This window comes from Enterococcus sp. AZ091 (genome assembly GCF_051714805.1).
GTDB classification, from domain to species: domain Bacteria; phylum Bacillota; class Bacilli; order Lactobacillales; family Enterococcaceae; genus Enterococcus_D; species Enterococcus_D gallinarum.
In genome coordinates this window covers 1,335,734-1,356,422 of the sequence record NZ_JBIOSO010000001.1, presented here as the reverse complement: position 1 = coordinate 1,356,422, position 20,689 = coordinate 1,335,734, and the positions used below count along the sequence as shown (strand labels likewise).

Below are 20,689 nucleotides of genomic sequence, written 5' to 3'. Positions count from 1 at the left end.
TCTCTCCTACTTTTTCTTAATTCCTTTATAGAAAGGTTTCTTTTTTGAATTTCCGTTTTTTTTCTTTTTACGAGAAGATTTTCCCCGTAAATTTTCTTTTTTCTGTCGATCTGAGGTTTGTCTTCGCTGTTTGTTTTCTTTATTTTGCTTATTTTTAGGCTGTTGGATTCGTACGACTTCTTCTGCTTCAATCAATTCAAAATCGATTTCGCGAGTCTCTGGATCCGCTTTGATCACTTTGATGCGAACTTTTTGTCCGATCTTAAACGTTTGCCCAGTACGTTCACCTACTAATGCGAGGTGGTTTTCCAAGTAATGGAAGTAATCTTGTTTCAATGCAGTAATATGGATTAACCCTTCGATGGTATTCGGCAACTCCACGAAAAGTCCGAATTTTACTACTGAGCTAATAATCCCATCAAACTCTTCTCCTACTTTATCGGCCATAAATTCAGCTTTTTTAAGAGCATCTACTTCACGTTCTGCTTCCACTGCTCTTCGTTCCATTTGTGAACTGTGTAAAGCAATATCTGGAAGGTTCTGCTCCCACTTTTCTTGATTGCTTTCTGACGGATCAGTACTGTATGAACGAATCAGCCGATGAACGATCAAATCGGGGTATCGGCGGATCGGTGATGTGAAGTGGGTATAGTAGTCTGCAGCCAGTCCATAATGCCCATAGTTATCTTCAGAATATTTTGCTTGTTGCATACTTCGCAACAGCATGGTGTTGACCACCATCGCTTCAGGTTTATCTGCAACATCTTCCACGACTTTTTGTAGATCTTTGGGCGTGATGGAGCCTTTTGTCTGCTTGACAACAATTCCTAACGCAGAAGCAAAATCAAAAAAGCGCCGCATTTTTTCTTCTTTTGGTTCTTCATGGATCCGATAAATGAACGGCAATCGACGTTTGTTGAAATGCTCTGCCACTGTTTCATTAGCAGCAAGCATAAAGGACTCAATCAATCGTTCGCCAACTCCTCGTTCGCGAAGAAGGATGTCCTGAGGATGCCCTGCTTCGTCAACCAATACTTTGGCTTCACGATCCTCAAAAGAAACTGCCCCCCGCCGAACGCGCATCGCTTCTAAGATTTGATGCAATTCAGCCATTTCCTTAAACATCGGAACAAGCGAGGCATAACGAGCCATTGTCTCAGGCTCTTGGTCTTCCAAGATTTCATTTACTGCTTGATAAGTCATTCGTTCTGTTGTTTGAATGATGCTTTGAAAAATCTCATGTTTGATCACTTTACCTGAAGAATCGATTTCCATCTCACAACTCATTGTCAACCGCGGAACGTGAGGATTCAGTGAGCAGATACCATTTGACAGCCGCTGAGGGATCATAGGAATGACCCGATCGGTCAGATAGACACTGGTGCCTCGTTCAAAAGCTTCCTTGTCTAGGGCACTGTTTTCTGTCACATAATAAGAAACATCTGCGATATGGACCCCTAAGAAAAAGTTGCCGTTGGCTAATTTACGAACGGTGACCGCATCATCAAGGTCTTTCGCATCTGCCCCATCGATCGTGACGATCAATTGTTCCCGCAGGTCACGACGTTCTGGGAATTGTGCCGGATCAATGGCATCAGGAACTGCATCAGCTTCCGCTAATGTTGCTTCTTCAAACTTTGTCGGAATGCCGTTAGCTACGACGATCGACAAAATATCCATTCCAGGATCATTTTTATGACCAACTACTTTTTTGACTAGTCCTTCCAAGCTTTTAGAGTAGCCTTTCTCCGGATAGTGAGTGATCTCAACGATCACAATGCTGCCATCTACCGGACGAACGCCTTCTGCACCGATGAATACTTTTAACTCATTCATTTTTTTATCTTTTGGCTGAACGACTCCATAGAGGTCTGTTTCTTGGATCTCCGCTTCATCAAAGAGTGTAAACTCACCGACAACTTGTGTGACTGCCCGTTTGCGGATTTCAACGACTTTGCCCTCTGCCCCTTTATCGGAAAAAGGATCAGCAGCATGAAGTATGTCGATAGCAACTGTATCTCCATCCATCGCATAGCCAGTCGATTCTTTAGGAATATAGATGTCTTCTTCTTCCTCATCGATACTCACAAATCCAAAGCCTCGTTCGTTTGCTCGGAATGTTCCTTCAACTAAGACTCGCTGCATTGGCAATTTGACTTTGCCTTTCTTATTGAAGAGAATGCTCCCCTCTCGTTCCATTGCGGCTACTGTTTGAACAAGATTTTTGAAATCCTCGCTTTTTTGCAGTTGCAATGCTTCGGCAATTTCTTCCATGGAAAAGCTTTTCTTGCGGCTTTCTTCCATGAACTGAATAATTTTTGTTTTAATCGTCTCTTTCATTTTTTACCCTTCCCAAGCGAGGCTTTCCAGAAAAGCCCAAACATCTTGTTCTAATTTTTTTCGTTCTGGGCCGACAGTCACTACATGTCCACTATGTGGATACCACTGTAATGTGTAGGGCACATGAGACAATGCTGCTGCTGTGCGAAAAACCGTCTGGGGATCGATCATACGGTCTCTTCCTGCTTGTGCAAGAAAAACAGGCACATCGATCGTGTCAAGATTAGTTGCTGTTTCTTGCCCAATCGATTCAATTTCTAGCAGCTGATCTCTGACTTGTTGCGGTACGCGAGCCAAAATCATTTGCTGCTCTTCGGATGAATAAGAAGAGTATTGCAGAATCATTTCTGCATATTTTTCAAAATTTCGCGGCACATCATTCTTTGTTTCAAAGAGCGGTGAACAGAATAGCCCACCACCGATTAGCGCAGGTTCCGCTTGTGTCAAACTGTTCATGGCAAAGATGCCTCCCATTGACAATCCCAACACAGCAATTTTTTGGTAACCTTTTTCTTTCAAAAATTCAATCGCTGCTTTGGCATCTGCTCGCCATTGTTGAATCCCTTGATTCAAAATATCTTCAGGGTTTGTTGTCCCATGACCCGAAAACATCGGTGTATAAACAGTATACTCTTTTTGTTCTAAAAACCGGCAAAGCATCCGCACATCATTGGGACTACCAGAATAAGCATGGAACAAAATCACTGCCCGATCTCCGTGGGGAGCAAACACTGGTTTTGGTTGGTTAAAATTCTTCATTTCTTCGTTTCACCTCACGTCCAATTCTACCATAGTTCGATGATTTCAACGATAAATGCGTTCATAAGATTTTTGGCAAAGAAAAAACCCCTCGCAGCCGAGAGGTTCCAAATTTCATCCAATTATTTTGATGACAAATAGGCCAAAAGAAATAGCAAGACCATCCATACAAAGCCTAAAATGGCAGTTGAACGTTGCATTACCGCTTCAAATCCACGCGCTTTTTGTTTACCGAACAATTGGTCTGCTCCACCCGTAAACGCGCTGGCAGCACTATTTTGTTTGCTTGGTTGCATCATAATCGTAATAACCATGATCACAGAAATCACAATCACTGCTGCTAATAATATATTGTACACGATAGCTCCTCCTTGCTTGCTAGAATCGTCCTTCTAACTCTACCACATTCGGGACCTTTTTTCCAGTATATTTTATTGATGCTATGGCGATGTTCCCTGCATCCAAACAAGACAACTACTAAATCCCGGAACAAAAAAAGACACTAGCCGTACAGCAACATAAAAATCGTTGTTGCACGACTGTTGTCTCAATCATTTTCTACCGAAATTCAGCGAGCCAATACATCATCATATTCTGATTTTTCTTTGAACTCTTTGACAGCGAATGAACAAACTGGCATGATTTTTCGATCTTCGCGGCGCGCTTTTTCTACCACCGCATTCAGTAATTTTTGTGCTAACTTCTGACCGCGATACGCAGAATCAACAAATGTATGATCAACCACCAACACATCGTCTGGCGCCTCTTGCCAGGTGATTTCTCCTATTTCCTTGCCGTCATCGTATAAGGCAAAACGTTTGTTTTCTTCTTTGATTTCCATTTTTTCACATTCCTTTCTAGTTAAAAAAATTCAAATGCACTATTACTCTGTTGCCTGGATAAATTGTAGAATAGTCGGCCAATATTCTGGACTTTCTGTGACCGCTTGAAGATGGCCCATCTTTGGAAAAATGACTCGTTTTTTCTCCCCAGCAGTTGCTTCCATCAATGTGTCTGTTTCTTCTGCTGAGACAAATGGATCTTCAGAACCATGTAAAAATAAAACAGGTAAATGGTTACTGCCTAGTTGGCGTGTGACAGAGATCTGTAGAAATGGGTACCCTACTAATTGTTTACTGTAACGATTTGCCATACGCAGGAACCGTTTGACGGGTAATCCAGAAAGACGCGGTAAATTGGCTCGTATCAAACTATAGATCGAGGTATAGCTGCTGTCTGCAATCAATCCTCGAACTTGAATAGGCAATACTTCTCCACTCGCTAAGAGGACTGTTGCGGCCCCCATCCCTTGACCATACAAGAAAATCTGGCATTGCGCATCTTTTTCAACTAATTTCTCGATCCAGAGAATCAGATCTAAGCGATCCAACCAGCCTAACCCGATTTGAAGCCCTTCACTTTGCCCGTGTCCGCGAAGATCTGGCACTAAGACATTGTGTCCGGCTTGCCACAAGCGTTCCGCGGCATCTTGACAATCGACTTGTCCAGAACTGCGATAGCCATGAAGACAAATCACCCATGTTTTGGCACACTGATCAAAGACCCGTGCATGTAACAGAACATCATCCGTTGCAGTAAGGGTACATTCGGACCCTTCTTGCCAGAAAGTTGAAGGTGCTTCCTGTGATCGCTGTCCCGAAGGAACAAGTTGTTTTCTGCCTTCTTTTTCATACCAATGGTTATTGCGCATGATCAGAGCAGATACAAAATAACGTACACCTTTTTTTAGGACTGCAGTTCGGTAAATATAGTATAACCCAGCAATCAGTCCAATAAGTACAATTATCAGCCAAAGCATAGGATCCCTCCCTTGACTCTAGTGTACCATCTGCACAGCAAATGAGCCAAAAATTTAAACAGATTTTAGGTGTCCTTATAAAATAACCAGTAATCAAAAAACTTTGAGAAAAAACATTTCTGAACCAGATAAATTGATTTTCCCCAAAGATTTTTTTACGGTGACGGTAGCTGAAGATACCAGCAATCAGAAGGAGCAAACCTCCGAAGAAGATTAAAGCACAGAATGATCCTTCATTCATCTGCGACAGTTTGGCTGATAGATGATTGCCGATGACCAATTCTTGCCCTATTCGAGTATCGGATTTAAGCAAAAAAATCCAACCACGAGAAAAAGAGAATCTTGATCGTTTATCGATCAAAATTCTCTTTTTCATTGCTAAATGGAAGGCTCCTTGTCATCATTGATCAAGAATTTAAGCAATTCTGACTGTTCTGCAAAAATTGCTTCCACAGATGAGCTTCGATAATGACTCTTTTGCTCGGTAACTTCTGATAGCTCGGAATCAATTTGGTTAGTTGATTCGACGTACTCTTCGATTGGTGCAGATTCTGCACGCACTTCCGGTTCTGAAAAACAATGATTCATAGCTGATGGACGGCTATCCTCAAAGCGATCAGCCGAAGTCTTCGGTTGGTCTTGCCAGAACAATTCCCCAAATAAATACATTCCCAGCGCATTTTTATTATTAAACACTTTACAAGATAGCCCCATTTTAGCTAATACCTGATTCACTGTGTTTTCATTGATCGTTCCTGCAGAAATATCCCGGATCAGTATTGTATCCGCATATTGAACATCCTGATCACTATTGACATAATCAATGAATTGATCCGTCAAAGCCGTCAGCTCTTTTTTTACGATTTCGGTTAAATCGACGGTCTGACGTCCATTGATCGTCACAATAAATGGATTGTTCTTCTTCGTTGTGACCAGCATATCGTAGATTACCCCAGCATCCAAATCAAAAGTTGGCGTGGGATGATTTCCCTCATTTTCTTGGTAAGCTTGTACCACGTTGCCGGCTAATTCATACAAGCCGTCTGTAACTTTTGTACTTTTGATCAGTTCGCCATTTTCATAACTGTCACAAGTTAGATAATGATCATTAATCTCAAACACATAAGTCAATCCCGCCAGAATTTCTTCAACGCCTAACATTAAATGAATATCGTTTCGTCTACTTTCAAAAATCACAGCCAGCGATTTGGGAATCAGTTTTACTCGTTCGATTCGTATCCGATAGTGGGTACCATTAACGACTGTCTCGAATTCATCTGCCAGTTGCCTCTCGATTTCAGCCAGCTGGTCAAAACTTTCTGTTGCTACGCCAATGCACAATGAGCAGCTAAAGCAATCCTTTGCAATTTCAGTGAAAAGCGAGGTTCTCTTCTCTACTAAATAAGAAAGTATCGTTTTGATATATGTCTTAAAATTTTGGTCTCCAATGGCTGCCAATGGATTTCCAAAGGTTTGGTAAGCCTTCGAACGTCGACTATATAACTTGTCGAAGCCCCAAGTAATTTCTTGCTCGCTTCCCCCGAGAAGAATTCGTTCCCCAACTTTGTTTTTGGAGTGGGTCGGTTCATTATTCTTTCCTAAAAGATACTGCAGATTATTTTTTTTGACTTCTGAATAAACAGAACTTCTGACATCTTGATAACCATAGCCAACGACGCCTACTCGAAATTCATCAATGTCTAATGCAATGATTTTGTCCACACTAATCCTCCTAACTTCCCTATTTGTCATGATTTCTTGCTCCCCAAACATTCTGTTGTTGTTTCAGCCGCTACTCTTTTGTCTCCGCTTGAATAAAGAATGCATTTGACAGTTCTTGTATTTTCTTCGCCTGTTCGTTGACTTCTGTTTCTAAAAAAAACAAATCGTTGAAAATCGCTTTTGTATTGCGTACATGTTCCAAAAGGTCATTGACTTTGACCCGCTGCAAGTCAATTTTTTGGCAAAGATCTCTCAGCTCATCTTGACTATTCTTCAGAATAAAAAAATCGCGATACCCAATGGTGGACTGTTTTTTTTCTGAGATCATTTGCTTTAATCGCTCAATTTTACTATCCCGTTGTTCGATCGTTTGATTCATCTCTGCTAGCATCTGGTCTAGCTCGCTGATCTGGACGATTGCGGATAATTTCTTTGTGATCATCGATTGTGTCATTCTTGATTTGCCCCTTTGTTTAGGAGTATTTTTACTTCTGAATCCACTAGTGCAGTCCTAGTAAATATTCCCGATCGCAGTAAGCAACTAAATGAAAGAACATTGTTCTTCATTCGCAGCATTTCTTCATCTGTTAACTCACCTAATTTATGGTCAATTTCTTCAATCCCAGCGATAACAATCCCAAGTCCTAGTTTCTGTACCATCTCTGCTATGGCTGCTTGTTGCCATACAATGACAGGGATGCCTAATGAGAGATACAATGAAATTTTGTGAGGCGCATTATACTTCGTGTACTGTTGATAGTCACCACCAGCTGGCAATTTATCATCCCACGCAAGACCAAAGCCATTCTTCTCCATCTTGCGAATCAATTCTTCTTGCTCAAATACACCACAATAATGGACATTTGCGCCAAAAGGGCGATCATTCTTTTCACCATATACGAGAATTTCAGTGCGATTGGGCCATTGCTGTAAAAAAAGGGTTTTTGCTAAATTCCCTGCAAAGACAACTCGTTTTTCTGGTCTCTCATGACTGACACTTACTTCCTTGTGTCGATAGTCAAAAAACGGTTTTTGGACCATTTTTCGGGTCACTCCTCGTTCGACTAAAGCTGTCTGCATAGCTTGACTATGAACGATTAATAATGTGGCTTCGTTGAAAAGAGCAGCTTCATCAAAGTCGACTTTCCCTCGCAACATCTCAGCATCATGGATGAATAAGATCGTATAGATCCCTCTTTGCTTCATTCTTTGTAAAAACATCCGATCGAAATGGGCACCATTATAGCTTGGATATTGGTAGACCACCATATCTTGATTGGCAACACCAGCTGTAATGCCATCGATCCTCGAGGTAAGTGCGTAATCATCTTCATTCTCATCGATATAACGATAAATATATAAAGGCTGATAATCCATCCCCTTGGCAATGTCACAAACATCTGCTTTCGCCTTTTTGACTGAATCTGCTGCATTCGATTCAATGATCGTCGTCACCCACCGATTCACGCTTGCCCCATCTCCTTTTCCATCATTGCTCGCACAAACATCACTTCATCTTTTGGTAAGCACCATTCTGCACCTTTCAAATTTTTGGAAAACAGTTGCACAGCTGGATCTTCTTGCGAAGTATTCCTTGTAAGGATCAGATATTTGACTAGCTTTAGAACCGTTTGATTGTAGACATCAATATGCCAATGTTCTTCCATTAAACGACTCGCATGTTGAAGCAATTGAATGGCATCTTCACAGCGTTGCATATCTACCAAACATTCCGACAAATCCAATACGGCTCCTACTAAAACTGGTCGCAGTTCAGTAAAGTCAGTTGCATTTATTTTCTTTAATAGACAGCTTTCTAACAGAAAAATTTGTTTTTCTAAAGAAGAGGATTGCAATCCATAGCGATGTTTGATGCGCAACGTAGCCAAATATAAGAGACTATCAAACAATGTATAAAAATCAGTTCCGAGAAAAAATGTTTCAAGCATCTCTAAACTTGCTTGTGGGACTTTCTGGTTCATACAGCCGAACACGAGGTCAGAATAGGCCAGCATAAGTTTAAACATCACATTATCCTCAGTAGCAGGACGAAATTTTTCTAACTCTTTTCTGACTTTGAGAAAGGTGACGAACATGTCCTCTTTCGTTGATAAAGAGCTATAAATCAGTACACTTAATAGATGAAGTTGTTCATCTGTTGACATAGCAAACATGTCTAACAATTCGGTATCTGATATGCTCAACATTTTCTTGATTCCAACAACCATTTCGAAAGGCAGGTCGATTTCATATTGTACCCACCTATAGTATCGTGAGCGAGATAACCCAATCTTTCTTTCAAAAGACTTCACAGATAGACCTTTACATTTGCGGATTTCTTCTAATTTCTCGCGATCAATATTGACAGCAACTACTGATGTATCAGGTATCTTTAAGTCTGGGTTGATCGTACTGATTAATCGACAAACGCTTAGTAATCTAGTTTCCATATTTTTCAAATCCTTTTTTCTAAAATGCAGGACCTATTTCCAATTTTTACTTCTGTAATGCTTCCAACAAAGAATAGACCAACGATCCAAGGATCACGATCGACATAACCAAGGAAAGCACGATGGTGACAGCTTTCCCTTTTTTTTTCTCTTCCGAGTGATCTCTTACGTTTTCTCGTTCTTCTTGAAATCCTGCTTGAATCGTTTTATCTAACTGATTATTTGCCAACGAAATCACCTCTCCCCAGTTTATTTCCAGCTAACAACTATGAAGAATACAGTGTTTAACTATTGGATTTGATCAGTTGCCAGCTATAGCGACTCACTCATTTCTGCAACGTTTTCTGTTGGTTCGTTTTCCTCTGCACCTGTATTAGCTTCTACTTCTGTTTCTTCTAATGAACGCAATTCATGAATCAGCTCTTGACTCAATTGACTCACTTCGCTATCCTGTCTTTCTACGGTTGAGGTCAACATATCAATGATCTGATCGGTTTCATTCAAGAAATACGTCCGAAGCATTTGCTTTTCAACCTCGTAAGCAGAAAAGAGTTTTTCATAAATCATTTGCAATCTGTTTTGCTCTTCCTGTTGCTGCTCAAAAGACGCATTGAATTGTTTTTTTAACGCTTGGATCTCATTTAGATCGATGTCATTTTCTGACTTATTGATCATTGCTTTCATCTCTTGATTGATCTGAATCAATTGATCAATCAATTCTTTTTGTTGATGCAGGATGCGCTTTGCTTCCTCCTGCTCATTCTCAAAAGAGAGCATGGATCCGCTGTTTTCTTTGATTAATGACATGATTTGCTCATACAATTCATTGACCTTCATTTTCTTCATTTCGTCTTCATCCTTTCAAGACAACTTTGTCCATGCAAACATTCTTATTTGCCAATAGTTGATAATTCTTCTGATCCACTTCCACCCTATGGATGTAAGGGATGTGATCATCTAAAATACTCATTAAATTTCCTTTGATATTCCCTTTGCCATCAAGAGGCGACTCTTCTAGATACAGGGTATTTCTTGAATTAGATGTTGCTAAAGCGAACAATTCTAATCCCATGTATGAAATTCCCACGGTATCATTTTCTGTTAACCGCAAAGCTAACTGTTCCCGAATGAAATCAAGTGTTGTATTAAATTTCTGGGTTACCTTCAATGTTGCAGTATCACGAATCGTGACCAAGTTGATTGCTCCCTGATAAAAGTAATAATTCAAGATGCTTTGCTGCTGATCATTGAAAAAAGCAATCTCTTGAACCTGATCGTTACAATAATAAATAGTTGAGAACAATTTCCCGTCAGCGGCATATTCTTCAATGAAGTCTATCGTACCATCCGGATAGAAGTACCGTACCTCTTTGACATGTCTTCTAGTCATAGGGTATAAGCTCACTTTGCCTATTTCATCCCCGTCTGTAATCAACGAAATGGTACGATCTTCGTTCATATAGACTTCTGTACAATAAGCCGTTGGGACTTGGTTAAAAAATAAAAAGGTTTCTGGATCGTGGCTCCGTTGTGTGACTTGATCTAAAATATTTATTCCCTGCACCGCTTCTTTTTGAAGCATCGCTTGAAAATTTGGACTTGGTGAGATAGACAACACTTGGTTTCCTTCTTTGATTCGTGATTTTTGTGTCATCCATATCCGGTCATTGGGTCGGATCACAGTGACTAATTCATAATGCATCGATCAACTCACTCCATTTCTCTGCAATTATCGAGTCTTGAAACATCCGGACAGACTTGCGGGTGTTGGCTTTAAGTTGGTTTAAATCAGTAGCGACTAACTGACGAATTCCTTCTGTTAGTTGCTGGACATTGTAGGTATCATCATTTCTGGAAAAGTCTTTCAAATACCCGTTGACCCCTTCTTTGATCAACTCCATCGCCCCAAAACGTGCCTTGTACGTCACAATTGGTAATCCCGCATTCAATGCTTCGATATAGGTCAATCCAAATCCTTCTGAAAAAGAGCCAGAAATAAAGGCATCATAATTGGGATATACCTCATTGATCGCATGGGAGTGGCCTTTTAATTGAATATATTCTTCTGCATTTAGCTCTTTGATTATTGCATTCAACTTGCTTTCTTCTCCGCCTTGACCATAGATATCTAAAGAGAGCGTTGGATGTTCTTTTTTTGCTGCAGCAATTGCACGTATCACAAGATCAATGTGCTTTTCTGATGCCAAGCGAGAGACCGTCACAAACTTCTCCGCCTGTTGTTTGCCTTTTTCAAATGATTCTTCTGTCATATCGCGAATCCCCCCCACAGGGATCGTCACAATTTTTTCGGATTCGTTTGGAAAATCGATCAGTAGATCTTGTCTCTGCAATTCTGTCGCAACAACGATGTGAGTAACTTGCTCTAAATGCGTCAATGCATATTCATAATAATTGTTCCAAAGAGGCGCACGAGGTACATCACGATCAGATAAATGATCAGCATGTACTATTTCGATCAATTTGATTTCTGGAGGACAATGATCATATAAGGCGGCCTCACTTTCTTCTCCTCGATCAATGATGATAGTTTTGATTTCTGGGAACTCTTCCATCAATTGTTTAAAGAAAAAGCGTTGCAGCAAGACTTCATTTCTAAAGAAGCGATGTTTGCCCTTAAAAGCAAACAAGTGAATATTCGTCATCACTCTTCCTCGATGAGGATCATTGCGATAGCTGTACATGATTTTTCTTTGATTCGTTCGATAGTCAAAAATCTCTAACCGATAATCTGAAACTAGCAATAACCCTTCTTTTTTTCGGCTAGGGGATTTTTCCATGTGCTCAACGATTTTCAATCCTGATGATGTGATGGTTTCTTTAATCCTATGCGTGTTCGTGGCGTCTACCAAGAGATCCTGTTTCGCGGTAAAATTCGCTTTAGCTCCTTGTCTTAAATAGTCACCTTCTAGGGCAAAATATTCCCACATGGAGATGACTTTATTGTCTGGTATCTTCCAAGCTGCCATCGCTTCATGAAGATTCTTTACTAATTCCATAAAAATATATTTATACGGAATATTTTTTCTATCAAAACAAGCAGCACGGTAGAACTGTGCATGTTCCACACCAGAATTGCCGATTCCCATTGCTTTATTTACAAAAAAATTCATGATGTCCCCCTTTTATTTAGGTTGATTTTTTTCTATTTTCTTTTAAATTTTCTAATACATTCAGTGCCCTTCGATTAAGTACGATTTTTTTCTGCAAACGATGCATAAGCTCAGTTGACTCAGTTTCTTTATTTGGTTTTGCAAATAATAAAGCCAGTATAGAAAAATCATCGTGATAACAGGATTCCAGTAAAGAAAAATTTTGTCCCATTTTAAGGGTGATTTGATCAGGATTATCGATTCGCTGATAGATTTGTTCAAGCAAAACTTCCAAAAACGATGAAGCAGCCGTAACACCGGGTTCAATAAATAATCCCGCTTCACAATCAGGAAGTGAATATTCTTTGACATAACTATTCTGTTTTTTCGAATACGACCGATAATGCAGCACTTTCCCCCACCAACGGAGTAACTGCAACAATGTTTGCTCCTGAGTTTGCTCCTATAGGAACCACCGCCAAAGCTTGGTTCTCCTTAGTGGATAAAACCAATTCCTTAAAAAGAATCTGTTGGTGCTTTTTGTTTACCATATGAATTTGGTAATCAGTGGCGTTTTGTGGAAAACGGAAGCTCTCTTGGGTTGTTTCGAAGACCAGTTTTTCAAGAAAAAAGCCGTCTTTATCAAAAAATTCCACCAGCAGCTGGACTGCTTCTTTACGATCGAATTCAGCATGAAGTGTTAACTCGTACTCGTGTCCAGGCAGCAACATCGGCAACATAGGTGATTTTCGACTACTGTGAAATTCTGTTTTCGAATACCAGGACTTAATACTGACGCCAGGAGGCATCAGAGGTGAAGAATAAGCGACGTCACCAGAGGATGTGTAGGCTATTTTTGCGCCATAATTGTAATTATCATTAAAGTCGATCCCCCACTTGATACGGTACATGCGATTCATCGACTCCCCCATTTCTTATAAAATTTTCTTGATATTCCGATGAAATGTATGCACAAGAATATTCTTGTATTGTTTCAAAAACCAATTGTTGATGGCGGGACTATTGTCGTTATGACGGCCTATCATGCCTTTATATAGAACACGAGTCATGGGAAAATTGTTTTTTAGAAATTCAAATAACATTGGAAATGCCTCCATGTCATAATCGTCTTGTTTCATGTAGGCGATAGCAAATGTCGTTTGCCTGTAGTCTCCACTTTTAAACTTTTCCCAGAAACGTCCATTCAATTGACTACTTGCTTCTTCTGAAACAAAGCCAATATTGTAAAGCAGCATATCCAATGAGGTTGGAAATCCTGTTGGCCGATTGATGCGTTCATTGAGTGCAATAGATCCAAGATTCGTCAACGGTTTCCCCACGATGACACTGTTTGGACTCAAATCACTCGCATAATAAAGAGCGCCAAAAGTGCCCATCGACAATCCAGACAAAATGAGATCCGATTTTTGAAATCCCAACAATGCTAGTTTTTCTAATATGATTGTTACGATTTCTTGTTCAAATTTCTGGCTGCCTAGATAGAAATTTCCTCCTTCTAGACGGGGGTCACCAATCAGCAAAAAAGGACAGCCCATGCTCCCCATCATTCCACGTCCTTCGAATCCTTCAGCAGAGCGATATCCGGAAAAATAAACCGCTAATGGAGGTTTTAGGTCTCCTGGATTAAAGTAATAGATCACTTCTCCGCCCAGATGCTCATCATCCCGGATCCGGCCGCCCCCTGGAATCATGACACTTTCATCTGCCATTGCTCGTCGCAAGTGCATTTGTCCGATCGTAAATTGTCCTTGATTTCCTTTGGCATACAATGAGACGTTGATGTATGCCTGTTGATCCAATTTGAAGTAAATCGGATCCCCATTTAGGATGCGATCGTGGGCGATCTCAATCACTTGAATGACCTGATTTGTGTTTTCTTTGATGAAAAAAAGTTTGATCTTCAGTATCGCCTCTCCTTGGATATTTGCGATCTCGGGATAAAAACATGTCCGTTCCTCTTTAGGGATCAGGTTCGTCATTTTCCAAGTAGCGATTTGCTGATAATCTGGTGTCAATTGTGCCTTTACCTGACAAGCTGCATGTCCTTCTTTAGTGATTTGCAACGATACATCTTTATTAAATTTCATGTGATCCATCGATAACTTATATCCTTGCTGCTTCGCTGAAAATTGTTCATTGATGCTACTAAAAACATTTTCCAACTGTTGTTCATCAAACAGTTTTGCTGCTTTTAATGTGAAGAGCGCTTGAACTTCGGGAGACAGCTGACAGTTTTTTTCGTAAAAGATTTGATAGGCTGGCAGTTGTTCCAATAGCTCCTTGTCTTCAAGAATCAACGCATCTTTCTCTAGTAGAAAAAGGGCTCGATGGTACTTGCTGTTATATTTGTCTTTCTCGAACAGCTGCAGTTCCTGCTCATCTTTTCTGAAATCATAGGCTAACGGAAGCCATTGATAAACAAACAAAGAAGAAAGCTGTTTTTGCCACTCTGAAGAAACAGCTGCAGCCGCAATATGGAATATCTTTATTTGTTTAGACGACGCCATAGAGCAGATCCCTCCATTGTTTGATGACATTTTCTTCGCTAAATCGTTCAATATAACTGATATTTTCTACTAGTGCTTGGTTCCAATTGTTTAAATCATCCATATAAAAAGCGATTGCTGGATCTAGGTCTCTGATTTGACCAATGATTTGCCCATTCTTTTGGTCATCAACATAATCGGTTTTCTTCCGAACGAGCTGAGGAATTCCTGCGCTTACTGCCAATGCTTGTTTCTGCACATCAACTTCAGCAGACAAATCAATATACAAACGTGTCTCATTAAAATCCTGTCGAATCGTCGTGAGGTGAGAATCCAATCGAAAGTGAATCCTGAAGTTGACATCAACTGCTTCTACCAGATTTCTCCAGTTTTCACTTTCTCGGATCTCTTCAATCGCCTCTTCATCTGTTTTAAATAACTTCTTGGCTTTTTTTGCTTCAAAATACTTCAGTACCTTCTGATACTCCTCAGATTCACTATCGACACCAAAGTGAGTATCAACCATTTCTTTTTGTGCTTCACGTAAAACGACTTCGCTTTGGAATGTCGTCGTTTCGATAATTAAGTCATAACGATCATTTTGAATGACTTTTTGCAGCAATAAGTGATGGATTCTCAGAACGTCTTCGTTAAGCTCACCGGCGTTCCAATAAAGAACCAGCTGCGGAATGGAGTTGCTATTGCCTAGATGGAAAGAAGTTGTGTAAATAGGTATGCGCTGTATACGAGATGGGTCATTGACACCGGAATGTCTCATTAAAGACAAGAGCGCTGTTTGATTACTAGTGGAATCAGTAATAATTTTATTTTCGGCTGCCCACAATTCTGCTTTTTCCTCTGGTGCACACTTTGAAAGTTGGTGAGCATCAGAAACGATCTGAATCACTCGCTTTCGTTGCTCATTCGTTTTGACCAATCGCAGATTCCGCTCATTTGTCAAACAGATCAGTTGATCTTCGGATTCACTATTCCATTGAAATTGATTCATCATTTCTAAGAGAAGATCCTCCATACTTCGATACTGACTTTTCTTTAGTCCAATTCTTTGAGAATCAATCAGCTCAACATGCGGATTTTCTCCAAAGTATTCCACACATTTTTCCATTCCCGATTCGTTATAGTAAATCCTCTTTACTTGTTCCCCATTGTCTGTCTGCAATGATTTTGCAGAAATAAATCCTCGATCATCGAAGAAGAGAATTTGTCGGTAAGGGTCCGTCATTAAATACATTTGTTCCGCAAAGCCAAAAGCATTGAAACGAATTTCACCAAATGGTTGATCTTCCTTGATCAACGTGATTCCAAAAGGCGTATAGACTTTCTCCACATTGTGAGAAAGAGGCAAGTCATCTACATCTAAAGGAAACCCATTGATCTTGTGAATATCTTGCAAGCGATCGTAAAGCGAAGTCATCTGAGCTGCTTCTAACCCATACGCATGCATTTTATAGCGCAAAAACGGGATATGTTCCAATAACAATAAGTGGTACGGTTCTCGATTGTTCTTGAAAAGCTGAATGACATTCATCATGTAGTCACTTTCTAAATTGCCGCTGCTGGTCGTCCAATCGGGAATAAAATAATTCAAAGAATTGCCTCCTAACATCCTCTAAAAAATCCGGTAAGTGCGTCTGGAAAAGAGGAAGCGTATTTCATTTGTGATAGTTTCTAAAATAATGATCAACATAAAAATACTTCCAAAATAAAAAGCTAAGTTGGAAATGATCTGATTTTGCAACCCAATCAATAACGGAATCATTGAAATGATCACAAGATAACTGTTGCCAAGCAATGCAACCGTAGATAATCGCTTCAATATATATCTCTCCGTCTGTTTACCAGGTGCAATATTTAAAATATAGTCTCCTGTCTCTTTAAGATTTTTGGCTATATCGTAAGGTCGAACGTTAATAAAACTAAATCCATAACCTAAAACATAGAGAATCAGACCATAAGTGAAAACACCCCGCACATTATTAAATGAAAAGTAAGTCGTAATAAAATTCGAAAAGCCTGTGTCTCCCCACTTTTCATTCAAGAGTAAAAGCTGCGGCATTGAAAAGACGGTTACCGCAAACATAAACGGCATCGCTCCTGCAGGCAAAAGACGAATGGGAATATACGAATTGTTGAAGCGACTATCAATACCTGTCCGTTCAATATTGATGCGGTATTCTGCACTGTAAAGGAAAAGCGTTAGATAAATAAAGATTAAAGTCACTATAACCAAACCAATCATAAAATTTTGACTCAAGTGGACGGATTCTGTTTGTCCCGAAATTAACATAGCTGGGATGTTCATCAATAGACCTGGAACGATAAACAAGCTTTGACCACCGATTCCTTTGTCGATATTGATATCGGCTAGCCACGCAACGAACAATCCTCCAGCAGTCAAAATAAGGACTGCTCCTAAAAACAACAAGACAACGGATCCCCCAACAGCTTTTTGATCGATCATTGATGAACGAAATTTTAACACTAATGCGCAACTTTGAAGGACAGCAAATAAAAGAGTCAAACAACGTTGAATATAGCCGATTCTTTTTGTGGAAAGATTTCCGATACTTTCTGTATCAATCATGCTGATCGTTGTCCAGATGATCAGAGCAGTCATATACGGTCCCATTCCTAAAGAAAAAAGCGTTGGAACAGTGAAATTTCCACCGGTTGATGTTGCTAAGAATTTCAGAATCAAGCTAGTTGATTCCTCTGGTATCTTTTCTGAAATAAAAAAAGGAATCGGAATATGCTTTCCTATCTCAACGATGAACAACAGGAAGAAACTCGCGATGACCCTACGAATGAGTTCTTTTTGATTCTTCATTTTCATCTCCAATTTTTCTTACTTTTTTTTCATCTGTAAGGATTAACAAAATAATAGCAAGTTTAAATCCCCCTTTTTTATTTGTTTTTTTGTTGAAACGAAAAAAAAATGAAAAGGTGGTGTTAGTCATTGTGGTATCATCGTTTTAAATTCAAATAAGAAAACAACGCTTCATTTTTAGATGATCATCTGAGAATGACGAGGATTGGAAAAAAAAGGGGAGAAAATTCCGTAGAAACATCCCCAAAAAGAAGGATTTCATATGAAGAAACTAATTGAACTCATCATACCTCTTGTTTTGCTGTTAGGAGGTATCTTTTTTTTGAAAGATACTTTGACGAATAATGAAACACAGACTGTAGAATCAAGGACTCCTGACAATGAACCTAGTCCTAGATTAGACTTGAAAGCTGTCGTTTTACGGACTGAAGATACTTTGGAGGTAGCTGATCAAGAGTCCATCTATCATGGGGAATTTCCCTACTATAATATGGACACCACCAAAACCTATACGTTTTCCCTTCACTTCGTAACAAGTTCTGGTGAAGCGTTGCTTGATCAAAACAAGGAACCACTTATTGCGTCCAAAAAAATGAAACTAGCTGCTCCGAAGGGAAAAATCGTCTTTTTTTTAGAAGCCAATGATTTGATGCGGGATTATCTTTTTGAACTAGAGGACGTAATGATTCGTGCTAAATTAGCCAGTAACACAAATTAATCTGCTAACACTATCAATTTTTTGGGGAAGGATCAGCAAAAATGAAAGATAAAAAATTTCGCAAATATATGCGGTTAGCGAGAAAGGTTCAAAATCTCGCAGACAAGTATCGGCAATTGTCGGATCAAGAATTACAAATGCAAACTATTCTTTTTCGTCAACAACTCGAACTAGGAAAAAAGTTAGAGAGTATACTCCCACAAGCCTATGCTGTAGTTGTCGAAGCAGACCGTCGTGTCTTAGGAATGGAACCTTATTTTGTCCAAATTCTTGGCGCGATTGCTCTTTTTTATGGCAATGTTGCTGAGATGAAAACCGGTGAAGGAAAAACATTGACAGCCACCATGCCGATGTACTTACACGGTCTGGGAGGCAAAGGAAATTTTTTGATTACTTCCAATACCTATTTAGCATTGCGGGATATTGAGGAAACCGGGAAAGTCTATCGTTTTCTAGGACTAACCGTGGCTGCTGGAGTCCCCGAACATGAAGATGAAGGAGAAGAAGTCGACAAAGAGGTCGTCTATGCAGCAGACATTGTCTATACTACCCATAGCGCATTAGGATTTGACTACTTGTTTGACAACTTGGCCGTTTCTCCAGATGAACAATACGTTCCCCACTTCAATTATGTACTGATTGATGAAATTGATGCAATATTACTCGATATGGCTCAAACACCATTGATCATTTCAGGAGCTCCCAAAGTCCCGTCCAACTTTTTTACGCTATCTGATTGGTTTGTAAAGAGCCTGATTGAAGGGAAAGACTACCTAAGGAGCGAAAATAAGCGCCACGCCTGGTTTACAGAAACAGGTATTCAAAAAGCAGAAGACTATTTAGGTATCGAAAACATTCTTTCAGAAAAATGGAAAAATCTTTACCGCCATTTAGTCATTGCCTTGCGGGCCAATTATCTCTTGCACTTAAACAAAGACTATGTTGTGGAAGACAATGAAATTCTCTTACTTGACGAAGCAAATGGGCGCAAGTTGATCGGAACAAAACTACAAGCTGGGCTTCATCAAGCAATCGAAGCCAAAGAAGGTGTAGAGATCACCACGGAAAGCCGATCCATGGGCTCCATTACCTATCAGAATCTCTTCCGAAAATTCAAGATTTTATCCGGAATGACCGGGACAGCCAAAACAGACGCTGACGAATTTCGTGAAACTTATAATATTGACGTAATCGAAATTCCAACGAATAAACCCATTCGCCGAAAAGATCATCAGGACCTTGTATATGTTACCAATCAGTCAAAGATCATGGCTTCTTTAGAAGCAGTAAAAAATGCTTTGATCCAAGAACGTCCCGTTCTGATTGAAACAGGATCGGTCTCAATGTCGACTTTATACTCTCTGATTCTCTTAAAGCATCGAATTCCTCATAACCTTTTAAATGCTACAACAGCGACCAAAGAATCCTGGATCATCTCAGAAGCGGGCAAAAAAGGGGCCGTAACAGTAGCCACTTCAATGGCTGGACGCGGTACAGACATTAAACTTGAACAAGACGCGCGGGAAAACGGCGGTCTGTTAGTAGTTGGAACCGAACGAATGACCAGTGACCGAATCGATAATCAGCTGCGGGGGCGCTCCGGACGTCAAGGAGACCCTGGTGATAGCATTTTTTATGTATCCATGGAGGATAAAATCGTTGTTGAAAGTGCACCTAAATGGGCAGCCCAGGAACGAGAATTATTAACTGAACAAGAAAAATCAGCCAATGGTTTCAAGCCATTAAAAAAGAAAAAATACAATAAATTGATCAATCAGTCTCAAAGCAATCGCAAAAATCAAGAAATTGCTGGACGTCAAACAACGCTAGAATTTGACTCAATCATCACCATTCAAAGAGACAAAATGTACAGCATGAGGAACAGTATCATGACAGGCACGCCAGTTGAGTTAGAAAAAATCTTCAACAAATGCATGGAAGAAGCAATCAATCAATTCATCACTAAGAAAGAGAATCTAAATAAACAAGCGATCCTTGATTTCATCTTTAATAATTTGGACTATAATTTTGATATTTTTGAAATCGAGAAACTGGATAAATTTAATAAACGAACCGTCAAAAAATTCTTATTAGCTCTGATTTCAGATCGTTTGACTCACATTCAGCAATTCATGCCAGACAGTTTCCAGCAGCTGTTCTTCAAGCGAATTGTTCTTTTAAAAGCGTTGGATACTCTTTGGATCGAACAATCAGACAACTTGCAACAATTGAAAACAGTCATCAATGGAAGAAACTGGGGACAACACCGTCCCATCTATGAGTTTCAAGTAGAGGCACACCGTTCTTTCACTCAAATGCGTGAAGCAATTTATCTAGAAGCAATCAGAAATTTATTATTATCCGAGTTGGTAAAAACAGAAGATGGTTCATTCGATGTTGAATTTCCATAATCGGC

Annotated in this window: 20 protein-coding genes; 2 read left to right on the top strand and 18 right to left on the bottom strand. The window is 39.8% G+C overall.

Going from position 1 to position 20,689, the window contains the following annotated elements; all coding sequences use genetic code 11:
* Positions 1–6 precede the first annotated feature (6 nt).
* The 18 genes from rnr to IGJ28_RS06770 form a co-directional block, all read right to left on the bottom strand.
* Positions 7–2,340: a ribonuclease R gene (gene rnr / locus IGJ28_RS06855; RefSeq protein WP_171917937.1), complete on the bottom strand. Its 2,334-nt coding sequence runs from the start codon at positions 2,338–2,340 to the stop codon at positions 7–9.
* Between the two features lie 3 nt (positions 2,341–2,343).
* Positions 2,344–3,099, bottom strand: a complete 756-nt coding sequence (locus IGJ28_RS06850; RefSeq protein WP_003127579.1) for an alpha/beta hydrolase — start codon at positions 3,097–3,099, stop codon at positions 2,344–2,346.
* A gap of 122 nt (positions 3,100–3,221) precedes the next feature.
* On the bottom strand, positions 3,222–3,458 hold the full coding sequence (gene secG / locus IGJ28_RS06845) for a preprotein translocase subunit SecG (RefSeq protein WP_003127578.1): 237 nt from the start codon (positions 3,456–3,458) through the stop codon (positions 3,222–3,224).
* Between the two features lie 209 nt (positions 3,459–3,667).
* Positions 3,668–3,970, bottom strand: coding sequence for a GNAT family N-acetyltransferase (locus IGJ28_RS06840; protein ID WP_225585961.1), 303 nt, complete (start codon positions 3,968–3,970; stop codon positions 3,668–3,670).
* A 12-nt stretch (positions 3,971–3,982) separates the two neighbouring features.
* On the bottom strand, positions 3,983–4,918 hold the full coding sequence (locus IGJ28_RS06835; RefSeq protein WP_103300947.1) for an alpha/beta hydrolase: 936 nt from the start codon (positions 4,916–4,918) through the stop codon (positions 3,983–3,985).
* 378 nt (positions 4,919–5,296) lie between these two features.
* Complete coding sequence (locus IGJ28_RS06830) at positions 5,297–6,640, bottom strand: hypothetical protein (RefSeq protein ID WP_252712196.1); 1,344 nt, start codon at positions 6,638–6,640, stop codon at positions 5,297–5,299.
* Between the two features lie 70 nt (positions 6,641–6,710).
* Positions 6,711–7,094 (bottom strand): hypothetical protein, encoded by a 384-nt coding sequence (locus IGJ28_RS06825; RefSeq protein WP_003127574.1) that lies wholly within the window; start codon positions 7,092–7,094, stop codon positions 6,711–6,713.
* Positions 7,091–8,107, bottom strand: a complete 1,017-nt coding sequence (locus tag IGJ28_RS06820; RefSeq protein ID WP_103300949.1) for a sugar transferase — start codon at positions 8,105–8,107, stop codon at positions 7,091–7,093. The genes IGJ28_RS06825 and IGJ28_RS06820 overlap by 4 nt, the downstream gene beginning before the upstream one ends.
* Positions 8,104–9,090 (bottom strand): helix-turn-helix domain-containing protein, encoded by a 987-nt coding sequence (locus IGJ28_RS06815; protein ID WP_081131225.1) that lies wholly within the window; start codon positions 9,088–9,090, stop codon positions 8,104–8,106. The genes IGJ28_RS06820 and IGJ28_RS06815 overlap by 4 nt, the downstream gene beginning before the upstream one ends.
* Positions 9,091–9,136: 46 nt before the next feature.
* The gene (locus IGJ28_RS06810; RefSeq protein WP_005471830.1) at positions 9,137–9,319 is read right to left on the bottom strand and encodes a hypothetical protein; all 183 of its coding nucleotides are present in this window, start codon (positions 9,317–9,319) and stop codon (positions 9,137–9,139) included.
* A gap of 83 nt (positions 9,320–9,402) precedes the next feature.
* A complete protein-coding gene (locus tag IGJ28_RS06805; protein ID WP_003127569.1) occupies positions 9,403–9,936 on the bottom strand; it encodes a hypothetical protein in 534 nt (177 codons plus the stop codon).
* 7 nt (positions 9,937–9,943) lie between these two features.
* The gene (locus IGJ28_RS06800) at positions 9,944–10,792 is read right to left on the bottom strand and encodes a DUF2963 domain-containing protein (protein ID WP_003127568.1); all 849 of its coding nucleotides are present in this window, start codon (positions 10,790–10,792) and stop codon (positions 9,944–9,946) included.
* Entirely contained in the window at positions 10,782–12,221 is a 1,440-nt protein-coding gene (locus IGJ28_RS06795; protein WP_438845300.1) for a glycosyltransferase, read from the bottom strand. Before IGJ28_RS06795 ends, IGJ28_RS06800 begins: the two co-directional genes overlap by 11 nt.
* Before the next feature lie 16 nt (positions 12,222–12,237).
* Complete coding sequence (locus tag IGJ28_RS06790) at positions 12,238–12,486, bottom strand: hypothetical protein (protein ID WP_438845299.1); 249 nt, start codon at positions 12,484–12,486, stop codon at positions 12,238–12,240.
* Between the two features lie 88 nt (positions 12,487–12,574).
* Entirely contained in the window at positions 12,575–13,120 is a 546-nt protein-coding gene (gene asp3, locus IGJ28_RS06785; protein ID WP_438845298.1) for an accessory Sec system protein Asp3, read from the bottom strand.
* A gap of 15 nt (positions 13,121–13,135) precedes the next feature.
* Positions 13,136–14,728 carry an accessory Sec system protein Asp2 gene (gene asp2 / locus IGJ28_RS06780; protein ID WP_252712195.1) on the bottom strand — a complete coding sequence of 531 codons (1,593 nt, stop codon included), beginning with the start codon at positions 14,726–14,728 and terminating at the stop codon, positions 13,136–13,138.
* Positions 14,715–16,316, bottom strand: a complete 1,602-nt coding sequence (gene asp1, locus IGJ28_RS06775; RefSeq protein ID WP_230321091.1) for an accessory Sec system protein Asp1 — start codon at positions 16,314–16,316, stop codon at positions 14,715–14,717. Before asp1 ends, asp2 begins: the two co-directional genes overlap by 14 nt.
* Before the next feature lie 21 nt (positions 16,317–16,337).
* Positions 16,338–17,555 (bottom strand): accessory Sec system protein translocase subunit SecY2, encoded by a 1,218-nt coding sequence (locus IGJ28_RS06770; protein ID WP_252712194.1) that lies wholly within the window; start codon positions 17,553–17,555, stop codon positions 16,338–16,340.
* 262 nt (positions 17,556–17,817) lie between these two features.
* Between IGJ28_RS06770 and IGJ28_RS06765 the strand changes: the two genes are divergently transcribed.
* Together IGJ28_RS06765 and secA2 are read left to right on the top strand one after the other, a co-directional pair.
* The gene (locus IGJ28_RS06765) at positions 17,818–18,273 is read left to right on the top strand and encodes a hypothetical protein (protein WP_081131219.1); all 456 of its coding nucleotides are present in this window, start codon (positions 17,818–17,820) and stop codon (positions 18,271–18,273) included.
* A gap of 41 nt (positions 18,274–18,314) precedes the next feature.
* Positions 18,315–20,684 (top strand): accessory Sec system translocase SecA2, encoded by a 2,370-nt coding sequence (gene secA2 / locus IGJ28_RS06760; protein ID WP_438845297.1) that lies wholly within the window; start codon positions 18,315–18,317, stop codon positions 20,682–20,684.
* The last annotated feature ends 5 nt before the right edge of the window (positions 20,685–20,689 follow it).

Coding starts and splice junctions, on each gene's coding strand:
- IGJ28_RS06850 (WP_003127579.1), bottom strand. CDS start 3,099: ATGAAGAATTTTAACCAACCAAAACCAGTGTTTGCTCCCCACGGAGAT.
- IGJ28_RS06815 (WP_081131225.1), bottom strand. CDS start 9,090: ATGGAAACTAGATTACTAAGCGTTTGTCGATTAATCAGTACGATCAAC.
- IGJ28_RS06795 (WP_438845300.1), bottom strand. CDS start 12,221: ATGAATTTTTTTGTAAATAAAGCAATGGGAATCGGCAATTCTGGTGTG.
- IGJ28_RS06765 (WP_081131219.1), top strand. CDS start 17,818: ATGAAGAAACTAATTGAACTCATCATACCTCTTGTTTTGCTGTTAGGA.
- rnr (WP_171917937.1), bottom strand. CDS start 2,340: ATGAAAGAGACGATTAAAACAAAAATTATTCAGTTCATGGAAGAAAGC.
- IGJ28_RS06835 (WP_103300947.1), bottom strand. CDS start 4,918: ATGCTTTGGCTGATAATTGTACTTATTGGACTGATTGCTGGGTTATAC.
- IGJ28_RS06770 (WP_252712194.1), bottom strand. CDS start 17,555: ATGAAGAATCAAAAAGAACTCATTCGTAGGGTCATCGCGAGTTTCTTC.
- IGJ28_RS06800 (WP_003127568.1), bottom strand. CDS start 10,792: ATGCATTATGAATTAGTCACTGTGATCCGACCCAATGACCGGATATGG.
- IGJ28_RS06805 (WP_003127569.1), bottom strand. CDS start 9,936: ATGAAGAAAATGAAGGTCAATGAATTGTATGAGCAAATCATGTCATTA.
- secA2 (WP_438845297.1), top strand. CDS start 18,315: ATGAAAGATAAAAAATTTCGCAAATATATGCGGTTAGCGAGAAAGGTT.
- asp2 (WP_252712195.1), bottom strand. CDS start 14,728: ATGGCGTCGTCTAAACAAATAAAGATATTCCATATTGCGGCTGCAGCT.
- asp3 (WP_438845298.1), bottom strand. CDS start 13,120: ATGAATCGCATGTACCGTATCAAGTGGGGGATCGACTTTAATGATAAT.
- IGJ28_RS06825 (WP_003127574.1), bottom strand. CDS start 7,094: ATGACACAATCGATGATCACAAAGAAATTATCCGCAATCGTCCAGATC.